The following is a 16,644-nucleotide window of genomic DNA, read 5'->3' as shown; positions in this document are numbered from 1 at the left end:
CAGCGGGACCCGGCCGGATGATGTCCGCGGGCATGCCCGCGGAGAAAGCCCTCGACTTCAAAGGCTCGCTAGCGCGATTGCTGCGGCTGCTTCGCCCGCAACGGGCGGCTCTGACCGGAGTGCTGGTGCTCGGCGCGATCGGCGTCGCGCTGACCGTGCTCGGCCCGAAGGTGCTGGCCCGGGCGACGGACCTGATCTTCGCCGGCGTGACCAGCAGGCATCTGCCCGCGGGCGCGACCAAGGAGCAGGTGATCGAGGGCCTGCGGGCGCGCGGGGAGAACACCCTGGCCGACATGTTCACCAGCGTCGACCTGATGCCCGGCCACGGCGTCGACTTCACCGCGGTCGGCCAGGTGCTGATGATCGTACTGGCGCTGTACGTCTTCGCGTCGTTCCTGGGCGTCATCCAGGCGCGGCTCACGACGAACCTGGTGCAGGGCGCGGTGTTCCGGCTGCGCCAGGACATCGAGGAGAAGTTCGCGCGGCTGCCGCTGCGCTACTTCGACCGCCAGCCGCGCGGCGAGGTGCTGAGCCGGGTCACCAACGACATCGACAACCTGGCGCAGTCGCTGCAGCAGACGCTGTCGCAGATCGTCACGTCGCTGTTCACTGTGCTGGGCGTGCTGGTGATGATGTTCGTCATCTCGCCGCTGCTGGGCGCGATCGTGCTGCTGACGGTGCCGGTGTCGGTGTTCGTCGCGGCCAAGATCGGCAAACGCGCGCAGCCGCAGTTCATCCGGCAGTGGTCGACGACCGGGAAGCTCAACGCGCACATCGAGGAGATGTACTCGGGCCACTCGCTGGTGCACGTCTTCGGCCGAGGCAAGGAGGCCGAGGAGGTCTTCCGGCAGCAGAACGAGGCGCTGTACGAGGCGAGCTTCAAGGCGTCGTTCATCTCCGGCACGATCCAGCCGGGCATGATGTTCATCGGCAACCTGAGCTACGTGCTGGTCGCCGTCGTCGGCGCCCTGCGGGTCGCTTCGGGCACGCTGACGCTGGGCGACGTGCAGGCGTTCATCCAGTACTCGCGCCAGTTCAGCCAGCCGGTCACGCAGATCGCGAGCATGGCGAACCTGCTGCAGTCCGGCGTCGCCTCGGCCGAGCGGGTGTTCGCGCTGCTGGACGCCAAGGAGCAGGAACCGGAGCCGGAGCACCCGCAGCGCCCGGAGGTCGTGCGCGGGCAGGTCGAATTCGAGCACGTGTCGTTCCGCTACCTGAAGGACACGCCGCTGATCGAAGACCTGTCGCTGTCGGTCGACCCCGGCCACACGGTCGCGATCGTCGGCCCGACCGGCGCGGGCAAGACCACGCTGGTCAACCTCCTGATGCGCTTCTACGAAATCGACGGCGGCCGGATCACTCTGGACGGCGTCGACATCAAGGCGATGGACCGCGAGGAACTGCGCTCGAAGACGGGCATGGTCCTGCAAGACGCCTGGCTGTTCGGCGGCACGATCGCGGAAAACATCGCGTACGGCGCGGACAACGTGACCCGCGAAGAGGTCATCGAAGCCGCGAAGGCAACCTACGTGGACCGCTTCGTCCGCACCCTCCCCGACGGCTACGACACCGTCCTGGACGACGAGGGCGGCACCGTCAGCGCAGGCGAAAAGCAGCTGATCACGGTCGCCCGAGCCTTCCTGGCAAAGCCGGCGATCCTCATCCTGGACGAGGCGACCAGCTCGGTGGACACCCGCACCGAGGTCCTGATCCAGCACGCCATGAACTCCCTGCGCACCGGCCGCACGAGCTTCGTGATCGCCCACCGCCTGTCCACCATCAGGGACGCAGACGTAATCCTGGTAATGGAAAACGGCAACATCGTAGAACAAGGCAACCACGAAACCCTCATCAACGCAGGCGGCGCCTACTCCCGCCTGTACGCAGCCCAATTCGCAGAAGCCATGGCAGAAACGGAATAAAAAAAGCAAACCCACGTACGTGAGGGGAACCCTGAGGGAATCCAATTCCCTCAGGGTTCCCCTCACGGCCCTAAACCGCAGCCGATGCACCCAACGAGCGAGGCACCCAGCCCTCCCCCGCACCCCGATACGAAGCTCCCCTGCGGTCGGTGGGTGCTTGTCAAGGCATCTTTCCCGCCTTGACAAGCACCCACCGACCGTCAGCACAATCAAGCTTCGGGGTGCCCCACGCAACCACCGCGCGCAATGTCGCCGCCAGGCGACGAGCCGCCCAGCACCCACCCCCTCAAATCCGAGGAATATTCCGCAAATTAGACTTAGCCAACTCCAGCATCTTCCCCACTCCCCCACTCAACACAGTCTTACTAGCCGCCAACGCAAACCCCTTAACCTGCGCAGCAGTAATATTAGGCGGAATAGACAACGCATTAGGATCCGTAACCACATCCAGCACCGCAGGCCCGTCATGCGCCAGAATATCCCGGATCCCGTCCCGAACCTCCCCGGGCTTCTCCACCCGCCGCGCATACAACCCGGCCGCCCGGGCAATCCCCGCGAAATCCACCTGATCATGGTCGGTGCCGAACTCCGGCAACCCGTCCACGAGCATCTCCAGCTTCACCATCCCGAGCGAAGAGTTGTTGAACACCACAGCCTTAACGGGCAAGGCATGCGTCTTAAGCGTCAACAACTCCCCCATCAACATCGCCAGCCCACCGTCCCCGCACATAGCGACGACCTGCCGCCCAGGATCAGCAGCCTGCGCCCCAATGGCATGCGGCAACGCATTAGCCATGCTCCCGTGCACAAACGACCCGAGAATCCGCCGCCGCCCATTAGGCGTGATATACCGAGCCGCCCACACATTGCACATCCCAGTGTCCACAGTGAACACCGCGTCCTCAGCAGCTTCCTCATCCAGCACGTCAGCGACGTACTCCGGATGCAACGGAATGTGCTTCGACACCTCATTGGTGTAAGCATCGACCACCCGCTGCAGCCCCCGCTCATGCTTGCGCAGCATGGCATGCAGGAACGACCGGTCACTGCGCTCGCGCAACCGAGGCAGCACCGCCCGGATCGTCGCCCCGACATCCCCCTGCACCCCGAACTCCAACACCGATCGACGCCCCATCCGCGCCGGATCGATATCCACCTGCACGGTATTCCGCTGCGGCAGGAAGTTGTCGTACGGGAAGTCCGTGCCCAGCAGCAACACGAGATCAGCCTCGTGCATCGCCTCGTAACAGGCCCCGTACCCGAGCAACCCGCTCATCCCCACGTCGAACGGATTCGAGTACTGCACGAACTCCTTGCCCCGCAACGAATGCCCCACAGGAGCCCCGACCGCCTCCGCGAGCGCGAGCACCTCGTCGTGCGCATTGCGACAACCAGCACCCGCCATGATCATGACCTTCTCGGCCCGATCGATCCGATCGGCGAGCCGAGCGATGTCAGCCTCCGCAGGCACCACAGCAGGCGGGCTCCCCAGCGAAGCCGACTCGCCGGTGGCGTGCGCGGCGGGCTCGTGCGACACGTCGCCAGGCAGCACCAGCACCGCGGCACCGCGACGCCCGACCGCGTTCTGCACTGCGATCCGAGCCAGCCGCGGCATCTGCTCCGGCGAGCTCACCATCTCGCAGTAGTGCGAGCACTCCGCGAACAGCTGCTGCGGATGGGTCTCCTGGAAGAACCCGGTCCCGATCTGCGTGGAGGGAATGTGCGACGCGAGCGCGAGCACCGGCGCGCCCGAGCGGTGCGCGTCGTAAACCCCTTGCAGCAGATGCAGGTTGCCCGGCCCGCAGCTGCCCGCGCACACCGCGAGCCGCCCGGTGAGCTGCGCCTCGGCCGCGGCGGCGAACGCGCCGGCCTCCTCGTTGCGCACGTGCACCCAGTCGATCCCGCCGCGCGCCGAGCCCCCGGTGCGGCGCACCGCGTCCACCACCGGGTTGAGGCTGTCGCCCACCACCCCGTAGATCCGGCGCACCCCGGATTGCACCAGAACGTCGATCAACTGGTCGGCCACCGTCGCCATGCTTCTGCGTCCCTTCGTGAGAGTCCCTTCGCAGTCTGGCACCGATCAGGGGAACCGCCACCGCATTGACAGGTATTATTGTCAATGGCACGGTGATCGGGACGACCACGAGGAGGGACGCCGCAGATGCCACGCGAGTTCGAGGTGCGCAAAGAGGTTCAGCTGCCCGCGGAGCCCGAGGCCGTGTGGGAGGCCGTCGCGACCGGGCCGGGCATCGACTCGTGGTTCATGGGCCGCCACGAGGTCGACGCCGCGGCGAAGCGGATCCGGTTCAGCCTCGGCGAAATGCGCACCGAGGCGGAGATCACCGCGTGGGATCCCCCGCGCAGGTTCGCCTACCGGGGCGAAGCCGCCGAGGACGGCACGTTCGACGCGATGGAGTTCCTCGTGGAAGCGGCCGAAGGCGGCACTTCCGTACTCCGGTTCGTGCACCGCGGGTTCGTCCAGGACGGCTGGGACGACGAGTACCACGAGTCCTTCGCCGTCGGCTGGGAGATGTACCTGCACACGCTCGCCGAACTGCTGGCGCACTTCCCCGGCCGCTTCGCGACGTACGTGACCGCGGACGGCCCGGCCTCGTCGGCGAGCCGCGACGCCTGGCCGAAGCTGCTGGCGGCGCTCGGTTTGCCCGCCGAACCCTCAGCGGGGCAACCGGTCCAGTTCAGCGTCGGCGACGCGGCGGTCGAGGGCGTCCTCGACTACTCGACCCCGAACTACGCCGGAGTCCGCACCGAGGACGCCCTCTACCGGTTCCACGAACGGTCGCTGCTCGGCATGCCGGTCGCGGTCGGACATCACCTGTTCCGGCCGGACGTCGACGAGACCGCCGAAACCGCGGTCTGGAGCCGCTGGCTCGCCGACGCGCTCAGCTGACGTCAGCGGCGGCGCAGCAGCAACGCCGCGCCGCCGGCCGCCACGAGGACCCCGGCGATCACGTTGCCGATCACCGCGCCGGTCGACGGCAGTGTCTCGTCGCCGTAGCGAAGGAGAAACGGAGACACCGCGGCCCACGCGCCGAGCACCGGCAGCACCCAGGTCAGCGCCTGCGCGCCGGAATCCCGCGCCCGCATGGCAGCGAAAACGACGATCGCCAGCCCGGCGACCGTGTTGCTCACCGCGAGTTCGGCCGCCCCGCCGAAGCGCAGCAGCCACGGCGCGGCGATCAGGTACAGCCCGGCCAGCACAGCGAGGCCCGCTGCGCCCCCGGAGACCGCGGTCTTGCCGGACATCGTGCTGGTGGACATCTGGGATCACCTCAGCAGATCTCGGTTCCACCCCACGGGTACCCAGATTCCGGCCGGGGATTCACGCCCCCGCGGCGGCGCACGCCTCGCGCAGGCCGCTGCGCACCGGGGCCTCGATCCCGGAGACGGCGAAAGCGCGCAGCACGAGCGGTCCGGTCGCCACGATCGAAAGCGCGGGCCGGGCGCGGCTCGTCTCTTCGAGCGCGCGCAGCCCGGCACAGCTGAGATAGCCGACCCGCGACAGGTCCACCACCAGTTTGCCGCCCGCCCCGGAGGCAGCCGAGAGCGCGGAGCGGAACTGCCCCACCGACGCGATGTCGATCTCCCCCGCCGCCGTGACCAGCACGATGTCCCCGTCCCTCCGGCTGGTGAAGACGGTCAGACCGGCAGCCCCGCGAGCACCCATTGGCGGAACGGTACGCGTCCGCGCGGCCCGGGCAAACCGTGCTGCCCCAGGTGGGTGGGGCAATTCACCGGAACGTCACTGGTGCGCCAGCAGCTTGTCCCGCAGCTCCGGCTGACCGGCGAGACCCTCCCGGACCGAGTGGTCGACGAACGGCCGCATCTGCTCGCGCGGAGCGAGCGACCAGTCAAGCGGGCCGAGCGGCGGTTGCGGGTCGTATTCGATGCCGAACTGCACGAGCCGCGCAGTGTCCGCTCCGCTCATCCGCTCCACCAGGTGCAACGCCAGGTCGATGCCCGCCGACACGCCAGCGGCGGTGATCACCGAACCGGTGTCCGCCCAGCGCTGCCGGACCGGCGTGGCGCCGAACGCGCGCAGGGTCTCCAGGAACGTCCAGTGCGTGGTCGCCTCACGGCCCTCAAGCAGCCCCGCTTGGCCCAGCAGCAGCGAACCGGTGCACACGGAGGTCATCAGCTCGGCGGAGGTCGCGGCGCGGCGGAGATAGCCGATGAGCTTCTCGTCCCCGAGCGCGCGCAGCGTCGGCGCGCCGCCGCCGGGGACCAGCACCCACGACGGGTCCGGAACCTGGTCGAAGGTGTGGCTCGGCGCGATCCGCAACGGCGTGTCAGTGCCGGTGGGTTCCAGGGTTTCGCCCACGACCGCCACGCGGACCGACTGGTCGGCCGCCGCGTAGCCGGCGATCACCTGCAGCGGTCCCACCAGGTCGAGCGGCGTCAGGCCGGGGTAGACGACGAACGCGAAGGTTTTCTGGGTCATGCCGCCACCCTCCCGAGCCCGCGGGCCTCACGGGACACGCGTGTCCGGAATCCTGCGAACCTGGTTGATCCGGCCGGGCGAGCTGCTACGGTGCGGCCATGCCGAGTACCGCCCGGCAGGTCGTGATCCTCGGGTACCCCGACGCCGAACTGCTCGACATCGCCTGCGTGTCCGACGTTTTCGACGCCGCCACCCGGCTGGGCGCGGCCCGGCCGTACGAGGTCCGGCTCGCCACCGTCGACGGGCTCCCCTTCGCCTGCCAGTCCGGGCTCACGCTCGCCCCGCACGTCCGGATCGACCAGGTCCGCGGGCCGCTCGACACGTTCGTCGTCGCGGGCGGGCTGGGCCATCTCGCCGCCGCCAAGGACGAGCGGCTGCTCGCCCACGTGCGACGGCTTTCGCAGCAGAGCAAGCGCACGGCGTCGGTCTGCACCGGGGCGACCGTGCTCGCCGCGGCCGGGCTGCTGAGCGGCCGGCGCGCCACCACGCACTGGTCGCACGCGTCGCGGCTCGCCGAGCAATATCCGTCGGTGACCGTGGACCCGGTGCCGCTTTTCGTGCGGCACGGCGACGTCTACACCTCCGCGGGCGTCACCAGCGGGCTCGACCTCACCCTCGCGTTCGTCGAGGAGGACCACGGCCCGACGCTCGCCCGCGAGACCGCCCGGTCGCTGGTCACGTACTTGCAGCGGCCCGGAAACCAGGCGCAGGTGAGCATGTTCCTCGCGGGTCCGCCGCCGGAGCACCGGCAGGTCCGCGACCTCACCGCGTACGTCGCCGAACACCTCGCCGACGACCTCGGCGCCCACGCGCTCGCGAACCAGGCCGGCATCAGCACCCGCCAGCTGACCCGGCTGTTCGACGCCCACCTCGGCACCACGCCGGGGAAATACGTGCGGACCGTGCGCGCGGAACACGCCGCCCGCCTGCTGTCCGGCACCGACCTCCCGCTCGCCGCGATCGCGCGACGCTGCGGTTTCGGTTCCACGGAGACGCTCCGGCAAGCGTTCCTGGACCATTTCGACACCCCACCCTCGGCTTACCGGCGAGTGCACCTGCGTTCTGCGCACGCCTGAACGAAACGCCCGCTTCCTCCCCCACCCGGTACGGGTGAACCGCGAGCCGGGAGGGCAGGATGTCCGCCGTGGCACCGCACGACTACCCCGACCAGGACCCCGACGACACCGGCCCGCTGCCGCGAGTGCCGGGCGAACCCGCGTCCCCGTCCTCCGCCGTGCCACCCGCCGCGCCGCCGCGCGCCCGGTCGGAGGGACCGCGCCGGGTGCGCCGAGCCGACCCCGGGCGAGCGGCCGAGCGCCCCGGACGGGCGGCTGAGCCCGGACGACCCAGCAATCCTGAACGCACCGGCGATCCCGGATGGCCGGTGGAGCGGCCCGGCAGCCCCGAGCGATCGGCGGAACCCGGGCGGCCCGAGCGCAACCCCGAGCGATCGGCGGACTCTGGACGACCCGTCGAGCGCAACCCCGAACGATCGGCAGAGTCCGGCCGAGCCGTTGAGCGATCGGCAGAACCCGGCCGACCGGGTGAGCCCGGGCGGCCCGTCGAGCGCAATCCCGCGCGATCGGCGGAGTCTGGGCAAGCCGTTGAGCGATCAGGCAATCCCGGGCGCACCGGCGAACCGGGACGGCGAGCCGAACGGCCCGGCGAACCCCGGCGTCCGCGTGCCGCCGCGCCACGGCCCGCCCAACCCGGCGCCGCGCGCTCCGCGCAACCGGGCACCCCGCGCTCCGCCGATTCCCGCAGCGGCGCCCAATCCGGCGAGCTGCGCCTGCCCCGCCGCCCCGGCGACACCCCGCCTCCCGGCACCCGCCGCCGTCCCCCGGCCCGGCCGCCGCAGTCCGAAAAGGACAGTCCCGATCCCGCTCCGGCCAAGGAAATTCCGCCGCCCGCCGGGCACGGCCACGGTCATGGGCACGGCCACGGCCCGGCCGCCCCGGCGTCGCAGCGGGTCCGCAAACTCCTGATCTGGCTTCTCGCCCCGCTGGCGCTGGCGACCGTCGTCGGCATGATCGTCCTGTACCCGTGGGGCAGTTCGCTGCCGAAGAGCGCGGTGCCGCAAGGCACGCCGGTCCAGGCGGCGATCACGACCGCGACGTCCGGCCCGTGCCTGCAGCCCGGCCAGGTCCAGGTCGGCTCGCAGCCGGACCCGGACACGAAACCGTGCCTCACTGTCGACCTGCAGATGTCCGACGGCCCGGCGGCGGGGAAACCGGTGCGGCTGACCGTCCCGATCGAGCCGAGCACGCCGCGGTTCTCCGCGGGCGACAAGGTCGTGCTCGCCTACAACGGCGGCAATCCGCTCGATCCGCAGTCGTTCACGCTCGTCGATTTCCAGCGCGGCACGCCGCTGGTCCTGCTCGCCGCGCTGTTCGCGGTGGCCGTGCTAGTGCTCGGCCGCTGGCAGGGGCTGGCCGCGCTGGTCGCGCTGGTGCTGAGCTTCGTCGTGATCGTGCTGTTCGTGCTGCCCTCGATCCTCGCCGGGGAGAACCCGCTGGTGGTGGCGATCGCCGGGGCGGGCGCGATCATGTTCCTCGCCCTGTACCTGACGCACGGCCTGTCCGCGAGAACCTCGGTCGCCGTGCTGGGCACCCTGGTCAGCCTCGCGCTGATCGGGATCCTGTCGGCGATCTTCTCCGCCGCCGCGTCGCTCACCGGCCTCGACGACAGCACCACGACGCTGATCGCCTCGCTCGGCCACGGCATCGACGCGCGGGGCCTGCTGCTGGCCGGGATCGTGATCGGCGCGCTGGGCGTGCTCGACGACGTGACGATCACCCAGACCAGCGCGGTCTGGGAACTGCGCCGCGCGAACCCTTCGCTCAGCTGGCGCGAGCTGTACAGCTCGGGCCTGCGGATCGGCCGCGACCACGTCGGCTCCGCGGTGAACACGCTGGTGATGGCCTACGCCGGGGCCGCGCTGCCGGTGATGCTGTACTCCGCGATCTCCGGCGTCGGCCTCGGTGCGCTGCTCGGCAGCGAGGACATCGCCGCGGAGATCATCCGGACGCTGGCCGGTTCGGTCGGCATCGTCGCGGCCGTGCCGGTGACGACGGTCCTGGCCGCCTTGATCGCCGCCCGCGAGCCCGTGGAGCACCTCATCAGCACCACCAAACCCGCTGAATCACACTAGCCACACGGGGACTGACCCGGCCGGGCGCGGGCGTCGCGGATGAGGTACGAAGACCGCGACCCCGCACCCGAGGAGGGGCTGTGTTCTCAGCCGTCCTGGCCGGACCCCGCGTCACCGTGCACCTGATCCGCCGCCTGTTCGCGTCGGTGCTGGAAGCGGCCGAAACAGTCCCGCGGATCGCCACCGCACTCGACGAGGTCCGCGCGACCCTGCGCCACCTCGAACGGCTGCTCTCCTACGTCGCCGAAGAACTCCCCGAGCTGACCGACCAGCTGGACCGCATCCACGCCCGCGTGGACGGCCTGCGGGATCGCGCCGACGTTTGGGCTGAGCGGCGGGACAGGCCGCAGGCCCCTCCCGCCGCTCAGCCCAAACGTCGGCATAAAGGCGATCCCGCACGCGACGGCGGAGCCGGCGCCATCAAACACAGCCGGTGAGATCCACTCCCAAACTCAACCCCGGCCAGCTCAACCTCGGCCAGCTCAACCCCAGCCAACTCAACCCAACGTCGCGACAAAGCGGCTAACCGCCTCCATGGGAAACCGCTGCAAATACTTCCCCGAAGGAGCCGCCGAAGCCAGCCGGTACAAGGGCCGTTCCGCCACCGCGTCCCCGCGAGCCTCCGCCCGCAGCTCCGCAACCAGCAGCTCCGAAAACACCAGCCCGTTCGCCTCGGTGTTGTTCAGCACCGCGTCCGCCAGCCGACGCAGCTGCAGCGCTCCCAGCTCTCGTCCGCCGGTTCCGGAAAAGACCGCCAGGTCGAGCTTCACCGCGCGCCGCCGGTGGCCCGCGTTCACCAGCAGCGCCACGGTCCGGGTGCCGCGCACGTCGCTGATCACCACGTCCAGCCTGGGTGCGGAAAGCAGGTCCACCCGCCGGATGCCCCACGTGCGCACCACCAGCGTCGTGCCTTCCAGCCAGATCCGGCGGCGGTACGCGTAGAGGACCACGTAAATGAGCGGCAGCGCGACGACCGCCGCCACGATCAGCCCGGTCAGCTGTCCGCCGATCAACCCGGCGATCCCGCCGAACGCCGCGGCCAGGATCAGCACGCCGAAGACGCCGGACCACGCGCGGCGCCGGCGCAGCTTCGGCTCGTCGGCGAACAGCGGCAGGCGTTCCGCCGGCTTCTCGATCACTGCGCGGCTCCCGGCACGAAGGGGTTGGCGGCGCGCTCGCGGCCGATGGTCGTGGCCGGTCCGTGGCCGGGCAGCACGACGGTGTCGTCGGCGAGCGTGAGCAGTGTGCGCAACGAATTCTCCAGGTCGGCGCCGGATCCGCCGGTGCGCCCGACCGATCCGGCGAAAAGCGTGTCCCCCGTGAACACCAGCCTGCCACCCTCGCCGGTCTCGACGGTGAAGGCCACCGAACCCGGCGTGTGCCCGGGCAGCGGGAGCACGCCGAGCGTCAGCCCGGCCGTCTCGATCTCTCCCGGCGCGAGCGGTTCGAAGGGCCCGTCGTACCAGTCGGCGTCGCCCGGATGGAGCCGGACCGGTGCGGCAAAAGCGCGCGAAAGCTCTGCGGCCGCGCCGACGTGGTCCGGATGGCCGTGCGTGGCGAGCAGCGCGACCGGCGTCAGGTCGTGCTCCGCCAGCGCTTCGGCCAGCGGCCCGGCGGCCCCCTCGCCCGGGTCGACGACGAGGCACGGCCCCCCGGCGGCGGGGGCCAGCAGATAGCAATTCGAGCGCAGCGGACCCGCGGCGAACCCGGCGACGAGCACCGAACCCTCCTCCCCGGAAGCGGCCTTGATCACGACCCGGTGAAGACTAGCCGCCCCTGTACGGAGTCCTAACAGGCTGTGCCCATACACTGCCGCTACCTCAGACGTGTGACTTCGAGCGGAAACTGGAGGGCGGGTGGCGACCAACCAGCAGCGCCGAGAAGCCGCAAAGCGCAAACTCGAGCGGCAGCTCGTGCGCCGGGCGGAACAGGCGAAGCGACGCAAGATCGTGGGCGCTGGAGTGGTCGGCGGTGTGGTCCTCATCGTCGCCGGTCTCGTGGTGTGGATCGTGAACAGCGGGGGCAGCGGCGACCAGCAGGCCGCCGCGCCGCCGTCGAGTTCCGCGCCGCCGGTCCCGAGCGTCACGAACATCCCCACCGAGCGCACCGCGCTCCCCAAGCGCCCCAAGGCGCTGCCGAACCCGACGACGTGCTCGTACCCGGCCGACCCGAGCGGCAAGCCGCCGTCGGGCAAGAAGGCGACCGCGCCGGACGGCAAGAGCGTGTCCTCGTCCGGGACCGTGAACATCACGATGAAGACCACCCAGGGCGACATCCCGATGACGCTCGACCGCGCGCTCGCGCCGTGCACCGTGCAGGCGTTCGAGGCCCTCGCGAAGCAGGGCTTCTACACCGACACGATCTGCCACCGGCTCGGCGTCACCGACCTGCAGATGCTGCAGTGCGGCGACCCGGACGCGAAGGGCGACGTGACGACCGACGGCCGCGGCGGCCCGGGATTCACCGTGCCGGACGAGTTCATCGACACCGCGAAGTACGGCCGCGGCATCCTCGCGATGGCCAACACCGGCCAGCCGAACAGCGGCGGCAGCCAGTTCTTCATGGTCTACGGCAACGCGCCGCTGCAGCCGCAGTACACGATCTTCGGCAGCATCTCCGACGAGGGCCTGAAGGTGCTCGACAAGATCGCGAAGAACGGCATCGGCGCGATCGGCCAGGACGGGTCGACCGGCGAGCCCAAGCAGCAGGTCAAGTTCACCGCGGTCACGGTTTCCTGACGTGACCGGCCGGGTCGAGATCGGCGGCGCCGCTCCTGGCGCCGCCGATCTCGCCGCCGCAGCGACCAGCTACGGCCATTTCACCGCGATGCAGGTCCGCGACGGGCGCGTGCGCGGCCTCCGCTTCCACCTCGACCGGCTCGCGGCGAACACCCGCGAGGTGTTCGGCAGCGAACTGGACACGGACCTGGTCCGCCGCTACGTCCGGCGGCTCGTCGCCGGTCAGGGCGACTTGTCGGTGCGGGTGATCATTTTCTCGCGCTCGTCTCCGCACGACCCCGCGATGACGCCCGAAATCCTCGTGCGCACCGCGCCGCCGCGCTCGCACGTCGCCACGCCGATGCGGCTGCGATCCGTTTCCTACCAACGGGATCTGCCGCACGTGAAGCATCTCGGCGGCTTCGGCCTGACGCACCATTCGCGCGCGGCCGTCCTCGCCGGTTACGACGACGCGGTGTTCCTTGCCGACGACGGCCGGATCAGCGAGGCGACGATCTGGAACGTCGGCTTCCTGCGCGACGGGACGATCGTGTGGCCGGAAGCCAAGGTGCTGCCGGGAATCACGTACCTGGTACTGGAGGACCAGCTGCGCGCTGCCGGGGTGCCGCAGGAGACGCGGCCGGTCTACCCGGCGGAACTCCCGGAGTTCGACGCGATGTTCCTGACCAACTCGGCGACGATCGGCCGCCTGGTCGCCTCGGTCGACGACGTCCCGCTGCGCACCTCGCCCACCGCCACCGAACTGCTGACCACGGCTTACGAAGCCGCCCCCTGGGACGAGATCTGACCCAGCCTCACGGCCTCCGGTGCTCCACCCACACGTTCGGCTCGACATACACCGCCGAGTCCTGCGCCACCGACACCAGCACCGGACTCAACGCACCTTCCACGACCACCGGGCCATCCGCATCGAAAGGCAGCCCCGTCCACTCCCGCCACTGCGCGAGCGTGCCGGGGATGGTCATCGACACCGGGCATACCTTCACGATCCGCCCGCCCGCGCGCACGTGCACCCGCAGCCACGCGTCGTAAGGCAAGCCGTCGTCGCGCACCCGGTACGCGTACTCGCTCATCGGCGTCTCGGGTTCGTCCGCCTTCTGCGACGGCCGCACCGGGGCGTAGAGCACGTCGTGCCCGAGGCGGAAAGCGTTGTCCCGCAACGCGTTCACCATCACCGAGGCAAGTCCGGTGCCCTGCCGTTCCTTGCGGACGACGATCTCCAGCGCAGTCGCCGCGGTGCGTTCGCGGCCGGCGAGCCGGTCGGCGTGCTGCCAGCGGATCACCTCGTCCCACCCGCCGTCGGGCAGCGTCTCGCGGCCGGGGCCGCCGAACGCGAACGGTGTCGAGTAGGCCTTGGCGACCGGTTCGTCGCCGTCGGTCGCGAGCAGCACGTAGTCGGCGACCGGGTCGAGTTCGCCGTAATATAGGTGCCCGGTCGGGTTGTGCTGCATGAACACCGGCCACGACCGGTCGAAGTCGGCGTGGTCGGTCGCCCGGAAGATCTCCGGGTTCTGACTGCGGTGATGGATGGTCAGCGCCACAAGCTTCAGTCTCGCTGAGCCGTCAACGGGTTATCCGTGCCGGTCAGCGGTAAGTGAACTTCGGCGCGCGCCGGTTCAGGAACGCGTCCACGCCCTCCGCGTAGTCCTCCCCGTGCAGCGCGGCGAGCCGGATCTCCTCGACCTCGTCGTCGGTCTTCTCCTGCCCCGCGACGATCTTCTCGATGATCCGGTTCATCCCGCGGACCGAGGCCTGCGACCGCCCGCACAGGGTCTCGGTGAACCGGGCCGTCGCGGAGTCCAGGTCCGCGGCCGGGAAAACGTCGTTGACCAGCCCGATCTCGCGCGCCCGGGGCGCGTCGACCAGTTCGCCGGACAGCAGGAAGTACTTGGCGTTCGCCGGACCGACCAGCGACACCAGCTGCCGCGTCGAGGCGAAGTGGTAGACGATGCCGAGTTTGGCCGGGGTGATGCCGAAGCGCGCGTCGTCCGCGGCGAACCGGAAATCGCAGGCGACCGAGATCTGGCAGCCGCCGCCGATGCAGTTGCCCTGGACCATCGCGACGGTCGGCTTCCGCATCGCGGTCAGCGCCGCCACCGCGCTGTCCACGGCCTCGTCGTACTTCGCGGCGGCCTCGGCGGTCGAGCGCAACTCGCGGAACTCGCCGATGTCGGCACCGGCGGAGAAATGCCGTCCGGCCCCGGTCAGCACGAGCACCTTCAGCTCGGGATCGGCCTCGACCTCGGCCGCCACGCCCGGGATCGCCGCCCACATGCCGCGGGTGATCGCGTTCATCTTCTCCGGGCGGGAGAACGTCAGCCGGGCCACGGCGCCGTCGCGGGTGAACTCGAGTCCGTCCGTCATGCCCAGCACCCTAATGCGCCCGCACCACCGTCCCGCTGTGGGACAGGTCACCGGGGCTAACCGGACAGCCGAGCGGTCAGCTCGCCCCGGCTGCGCACGCCGACCTTGCCGAACACCGACTTCAGATGGTCCTGCACGGTGTTCGCCGAGATCCCCAGCCGGGCCGCGATGTCCGAAGTGGACAGTCCGGACAGGACTTCCCGGCACACGTCGCGTTCGCGCGCGGTCAGCCGATACGCCGCGAGCAGCACGTCCAGCAGCTCTCCGCCGGAAGCGCGGCGGATCGTCACGACGAGGTCGCGTGCGTCGTCGGCGGCGACCAATCTGCTGGCCTGCAACACAATCCAGCCGCCGTGCGCGTCGCGGACCCGGGCCCGGAACGTCCCGCTCGCCGCCGCCTGCGCCCCGGTCGCGACCGCGCGCAGCAGCACCGCGAACCGGCCGTCGGCGATCGCGTCCAATTCGGACTCCCACGCGGCGACCCCGTCAGTCGCGCCGCGGCGGCGACCGTCCGGACCGACCACGACGATCGCCGGTTCCGCCGCCGGAGCCGCCCCTCGCGCCAGCGCGGCCACCCGGGTGGCCGCGGCCAGCGTCGGCCCGATCGACAGCAGGAATTCCACCTCGCGGTCGCTGAACTCGCCGCGGCGCACCAGACCTGCCGCGGCCCAGCAGACGCCGTCCGCGCGGAACCCGACGCGCAGTTCGCTCTCCAGCCCGAGCGGCCGCCACACCTGCGTCCACCGGCCGCTGCGCTCGCGTTCGCGGCGTGGCAGGTCGGACAGCCGCGCCACCGGCACGGAACGGCGGGCGAGCTGCGCGAAGGCGTGCGGTTCCGCACCGTCGTACTCGTACGTCGCCAGCAGCGGTTCGTACTGCCCCGGGATCCGCGCCCGGCCGCTGGTCATCGAGCTGATCACGGCGGTGTCCGGGTCCAGCGACGCCCAGCAGGTCAGTTCGGCGGGCACGATCCGCTCGACCAGTTCGATGGCCGCGCCGTGCAGCTCGGCGACCCCGCGACCGGCCGCGGCGAGAGCCGCCAGCTCCCGCCGCACGCTCCGCGCCCGGCCTTCCCACACCCGACGAAGTATGCGCGCGCTCCTCCCGCGCGGGTATCCCTGAATTCCGGGATGGTCCCGCTCCCCCGGCGTTTCTACCTTCGGCGGCATGACTCTCAGCGCAGCGGGCGAAGGCCCGGAACTGGACACGCAAGACTCGACCGCGACGGTGAAAGCGTCCGCCGCGGACACCGGCGGCTACGAACTGTTCGAGATCGACGCCCCGCGCGGCCCCGCCGTCCCGCCGCACGCCGACCCGTGGACGAAGGGCCTCTACGTCCTGTCCGGCCGGATCACCGTCTGCCTCGACGGCGAACTCCACGACCTGGGGCCGGGTTCGTTCGTGCACATCCCGGCAGGCACCCCGAACACCTTCACGGTGCACACGCCGCACGCGAAGTTCCTCGTGCTCACCCCGGACGACGCGATGGGCCGGTTCTTCCGCGAAATCGACGCCACCGTCCCGTCCGGCGCCCCGTGGCCCGACGCGGTGCCGCTGCTCGGCGCCATCGCCGCGCGGCACGGGGTCGCCTTCGCGGAGCAGGCGCCGTGAACGCCGCGGTGCAGGTGTTCGCCGGGATCGCCGTTCTGGTCCACCTGCTGGCCTTCGCGTGGGAAGTCCTGCTGTTCGAACGCCCGGGCGTGCACGCGGGCATTTTCCGGATCCCTGCGGAAAACCTGCCCGCCACGCGGCTCTGGTCGTTCAACGTCGGCTGGTACAACCTGTTCCTTGCCGCCGGACCGGCGACCGGACTGGTGCTGCTGCACACCGGCGACCCCGCGGGTGGACGCGTGCTCCTGCTCTACAGCTGCGCCTTCATGACACTCGCCGGCATCGCACTGGGCGTGTCCGACCTGCTCGCGCTGAGCCGCCCACGCGGTGCGGGACGCGCCGGGGCACTCGCCCAGGCACTCCCACCGCTGGCCGCGCTCGTCGCCACGGCGTTCTGAC

At 70.6% G+C, this 16,644-nt stretch carries 18 protein-coding genes; 9 read left to right on the top strand and 9 right to left on the bottom strand.

Translation table 11 applies throughout. The annotated features are described in order from the left end of the window. Window positions 1-32: 32 nt before the first annotated feature. Window positions 33-1,922, top strand: a complete 1,890-nt coding sequence (locus FKO37_RS23485) for an ABC transporter ATP-binding protein (protein ID WP_205669803.1) — start codon at window positions 33-35, stop codon at window positions 1,920-1,922. A gap of 286 nt (window positions 1,923-2,208) precedes the next feature. Here FKO37_RS23485 and FKO37_RS23480 read toward each other — a convergent pair whose 3' ends face one another. Then, window positions 2,209-3,957, bottom strand: a complete 1,749-nt coding sequence (locus FKO37_RS23480; RefSeq protein ID WP_134661862.1) for a pyruvate dehydrogenase — start codon at window positions 3,955-3,957, stop codon at window positions 2,209-2,211. 126 nt (window positions 3,958-4,083) lie between these two features. Here FKO37_RS23480 and FKO37_RS23475 point away from each other — a divergent pair, with 126 nt between their 5' ends. After that, a complete protein-coding gene (locus FKO37_RS23475; RefSeq protein ID WP_037811324.1) occupies window positions 4,084-4,830 on the top strand; it encodes an SRPBCC domain-containing protein in 747 nt (248 codons plus the stop codon). 2 nt (window positions 4,831-4,832) lie between these two features. Here FKO37_RS23475 and FKO37_RS23470 read toward each other — a convergent pair whose 3' ends face one another. From FKO37_RS23470 to FKO37_RS23460, 3 genes are all read right to left on the bottom strand, one after another. Beyond that, the gene (locus FKO37_RS23470; RefSeq protein ID WP_037811323.1) at window positions 4,833-5,201 is read right to left on the bottom strand and encodes an SPW repeat protein; all 369 of its coding nucleotides are present in this window, start codon (window positions 5,199-5,201) and stop codon (window positions 4,833-4,835) included. Between the two features lie 61 nt (window positions 5,202-5,262). Next, window positions 5,263-5,607, bottom strand: coding sequence for an STAS domain-containing protein (locus tag FKO37_RS23465; RefSeq protein WP_037811322.1), 345 nt, complete (start codon window positions 5,605-5,607; stop codon window positions 5,263-5,265). A 75-nt stretch (window positions 5,608-5,682) separates the two neighbouring features. After that, complete coding sequence (locus FKO37_RS23460; RefSeq protein ID WP_238605762.1) at window positions 5,683-6,381, bottom strand: DJ-1/PfpI family protein; 699 nt, start codon at window positions 6,379-6,381, stop codon at window positions 5,683-5,685. A 98-nt stretch (window positions 6,382-6,479) separates the two neighbouring features. Between FKO37_RS23460 and FKO37_RS23455 the strand changes: the two genes are divergently transcribed. The 3 genes from FKO37_RS23455 to FKO37_RS23445 all read left to right on the top strand — a co-directional run bounded on the left by FKO37_RS23455 (window position 6,480) and on the right by FKO37_RS23445 (window position 9,969). Then, window positions 6,480-7,457 (top strand): GlxA family transcriptional regulator, encoded by a 978-nt coding sequence (locus FKO37_RS23455; protein ID WP_037811315.1) that lies wholly within the window; start codon window positions 6,480-6,482, stop codon window positions 7,455-7,457. Window positions 7,458-8,164: 707 nt separating this feature from the next. After that, window positions 8,165-9,532 carry a YibE/F family protein gene (locus tag FKO37_RS23450; protein ID WP_238608329.1) on the top strand — a complete coding sequence of 456 codons (1,368 nt, stop codon included), beginning with the start codon at window positions 8,165-8,167 and terminating at the stop codon, window positions 9,530-9,532. Window positions 9,533-9,612: 80 nt separating this feature from the next. Then, on the top strand, window positions 9,613-9,969 hold the full coding sequence (locus tag FKO37_RS23445; protein WP_238605761.1) for a hypothetical protein: 357 nt from the start codon (window positions 9,613-9,615) through the stop codon (window positions 9,967-9,969). Window positions 9,970-10,029: 60 nt separating this feature from the next. Here the strand turns inward: FKO37_RS23445 and FKO37_RS23440 are convergent, their stop codons facing one another. Both FKO37_RS23440 and FKO37_RS23435 read right to left on the bottom strand, forming a co-directional pair. Then, complete coding sequence (locus FKO37_RS23440) at window positions 10,030-10,671, bottom strand: hypothetical protein (RefSeq protein WP_238605760.1); 642 nt, start codon at window positions 10,669-10,671, stop codon at window positions 10,030-10,032. Beyond that, window positions 10,668-11,252 (bottom strand): MBL fold metallo-hydrolase, encoded by a 585-nt coding sequence (locus FKO37_RS23435; RefSeq protein ID WP_238608328.1) that lies wholly within the window; start codon window positions 11,250-11,252, stop codon window positions 10,668-10,670. The genes FKO37_RS23440 and FKO37_RS23435 overlap by 4 nt, the downstream gene beginning before the upstream one ends. Window positions 11,253-11,388: 136 nt before the next feature. On the opposite strand from FKO37_RS23435, the gene FKO37_RS23430 reads away from it, so the two are divergent. Then, the gene (locus FKO37_RS23430) at window positions 11,389-12,270 is read left to right on the top strand and encodes a peptidylprolyl isomerase (protein ID WP_037811311.1); all 882 of its coding nucleotides are present in this window, start codon (window positions 11,389-11,391) and stop codon (window positions 12,268-12,270) included. A 1-nt stretch (window position 12,271) separates the two neighbouring features. Then, on the top strand, window positions 12,272-13,057 hold the full coding sequence (locus tag FKO37_RS23425) for an aminotransferase class IV (RefSeq protein WP_238605759.1): 786 nt from the start codon (window positions 12,272-12,274) through the stop codon (window positions 13,055-13,057). 7 nt (window positions 13,058-13,064) lie between these two features. On the opposite strand, the gene FKO37_RS23420 is transcribed toward FKO37_RS23425, so the two are convergent. The 3 genes from FKO37_RS23420 to FKO37_RS23410 are packed head-to-tail and all read right to left on the bottom strand — an operon-like array spanning window position 13,065 to window position 15,713. Continuing rightward, a complete protein-coding gene (locus FKO37_RS23420; RefSeq protein WP_238605758.1) occupies window positions 13,065-13,811 on the bottom strand; it encodes an N-acetyltransferase in 747 nt (248 codons plus the stop codon). Window positions 13,812-13,854: 43 nt separating this feature from the next. Beyond that, complete coding sequence (locus FKO37_RS23415) at window positions 13,855-14,634, bottom strand: enoyl-CoA hydratase/isomerase family protein (protein WP_167753920.1); 780 nt, start codon at window positions 14,632-14,634, stop codon at window positions 13,855-13,857. A 56-nt stretch (window positions 14,635-14,690) separates the two neighbouring features. Then, window positions 14,691-15,713, bottom strand: a complete 1,023-nt coding sequence (locus FKO37_RS23410) for a helix-turn-helix transcriptional regulator (protein WP_238605757.1) — start codon at window positions 15,711-15,713, stop codon at window positions 14,691-14,693. 88 nt (window positions 15,714-15,801) lie between these two features. Between FKO37_RS23410 and FKO37_RS23405 the strand changes: the two genes are divergently transcribed. Further along, window positions 15,802-16,245: a cupin domain-containing protein gene (locus tag FKO37_RS23405; RefSeq protein ID WP_238605756.1), complete on the top strand. Its 444-nt coding sequence runs from the start codon at window positions 15,802-15,804 to the stop codon at window positions 16,243-16,245. Then, the gene (locus FKO37_RS23400) at window positions 16,242-16,643 is read left to right on the top strand and encodes a DUF1304 domain-containing protein (RefSeq protein WP_037811300.1); all 402 of its coding nucleotides are present in this window, start codon (window positions 16,242-16,244) and stop codon (window positions 16,641-16,643) included. Before FKO37_RS23405 ends, FKO37_RS23400 begins: the two co-directional genes overlap by 4 nt. The last annotated feature ends 1 nt before the right edge of the window (window position 16,644 follow it).

Origin of the sequence: Amycolatopsis sp. Poz14 (genome assembly GCF_006704225.1) — a bacterium.
In the GTDB taxonomy this organism is placed as follows: domain Bacteria; phylum Actinomycetota; class Actinomycetes; order Mycobacteriales; family Pseudonocardiaceae; genus Amycolatopsis; species Amycolatopsis nivea.
Note: the sequence above shows the minus strand (reverse complement) of the source record. Positions and strands in the feature narration are given on the sequence as shown.

Coding starts and splice junctions, on each gene's coding strand:
- FKO37_RS23455 (WP_037811315.1), top strand. CDS start 6,480: ATGCCGAGTACCGCCCGGCAGGTCGTGATCCTCGGGTACCCCGACGCC.
- FKO37_RS23470 (WP_037811323.1), bottom strand. CDS start 5,201: ATGTCCACCAGCACGATGTCCGGCAAGACCGCGGTCTCCGGGGGCGCA.
- FKO37_RS23415 (WP_167753920.1), bottom strand. CDS start 14,634: ATGACGGACGGACTCGAGTTCACCCGCGACGGCGCCGTGGCCCGGCTG.
- FKO37_RS23480 (WP_134661862.1), bottom strand. CDS start 3,957: ATGGCGACGGTGGCCGACCAGTTGATCGACGTTCTGGTGCAATCCGGG.
- FKO37_RS23475 (WP_037811324.1), top strand. CDS start 4,084: ATGCCACGCGAGTTCGAGGTGCGCAAAGAGGTTCAGCTGCCCGCGGAG.
- FKO37_RS23405 (WP_238605756.1), top strand. CDS start 15,802: ATGACTCTCAGCGCAGCGGGCGAAGGCCCGGAACTGGACACGCAAGAC.
- FKO37_RS23485 (WP_205669803.1), top strand. CDS start 33: ATGCCCGCGGAGAAAGCCCTCGACTTCAAAGGCTCGCTAGCGCGATTG.
- FKO37_RS23465 (WP_037811322.1), bottom strand. CDS start 5,607: ATGGGTGCTCGCGGGGCTGCCGGTCTGACCGTCTTCACCAGCCGGAGG.
- FKO37_RS23460 (WP_238605762.1), bottom strand. CDS start 6,381: ATGACCCAGAAAACCTTCGCGTTCGTCGTCTACCCCGGCCTGACGCCG.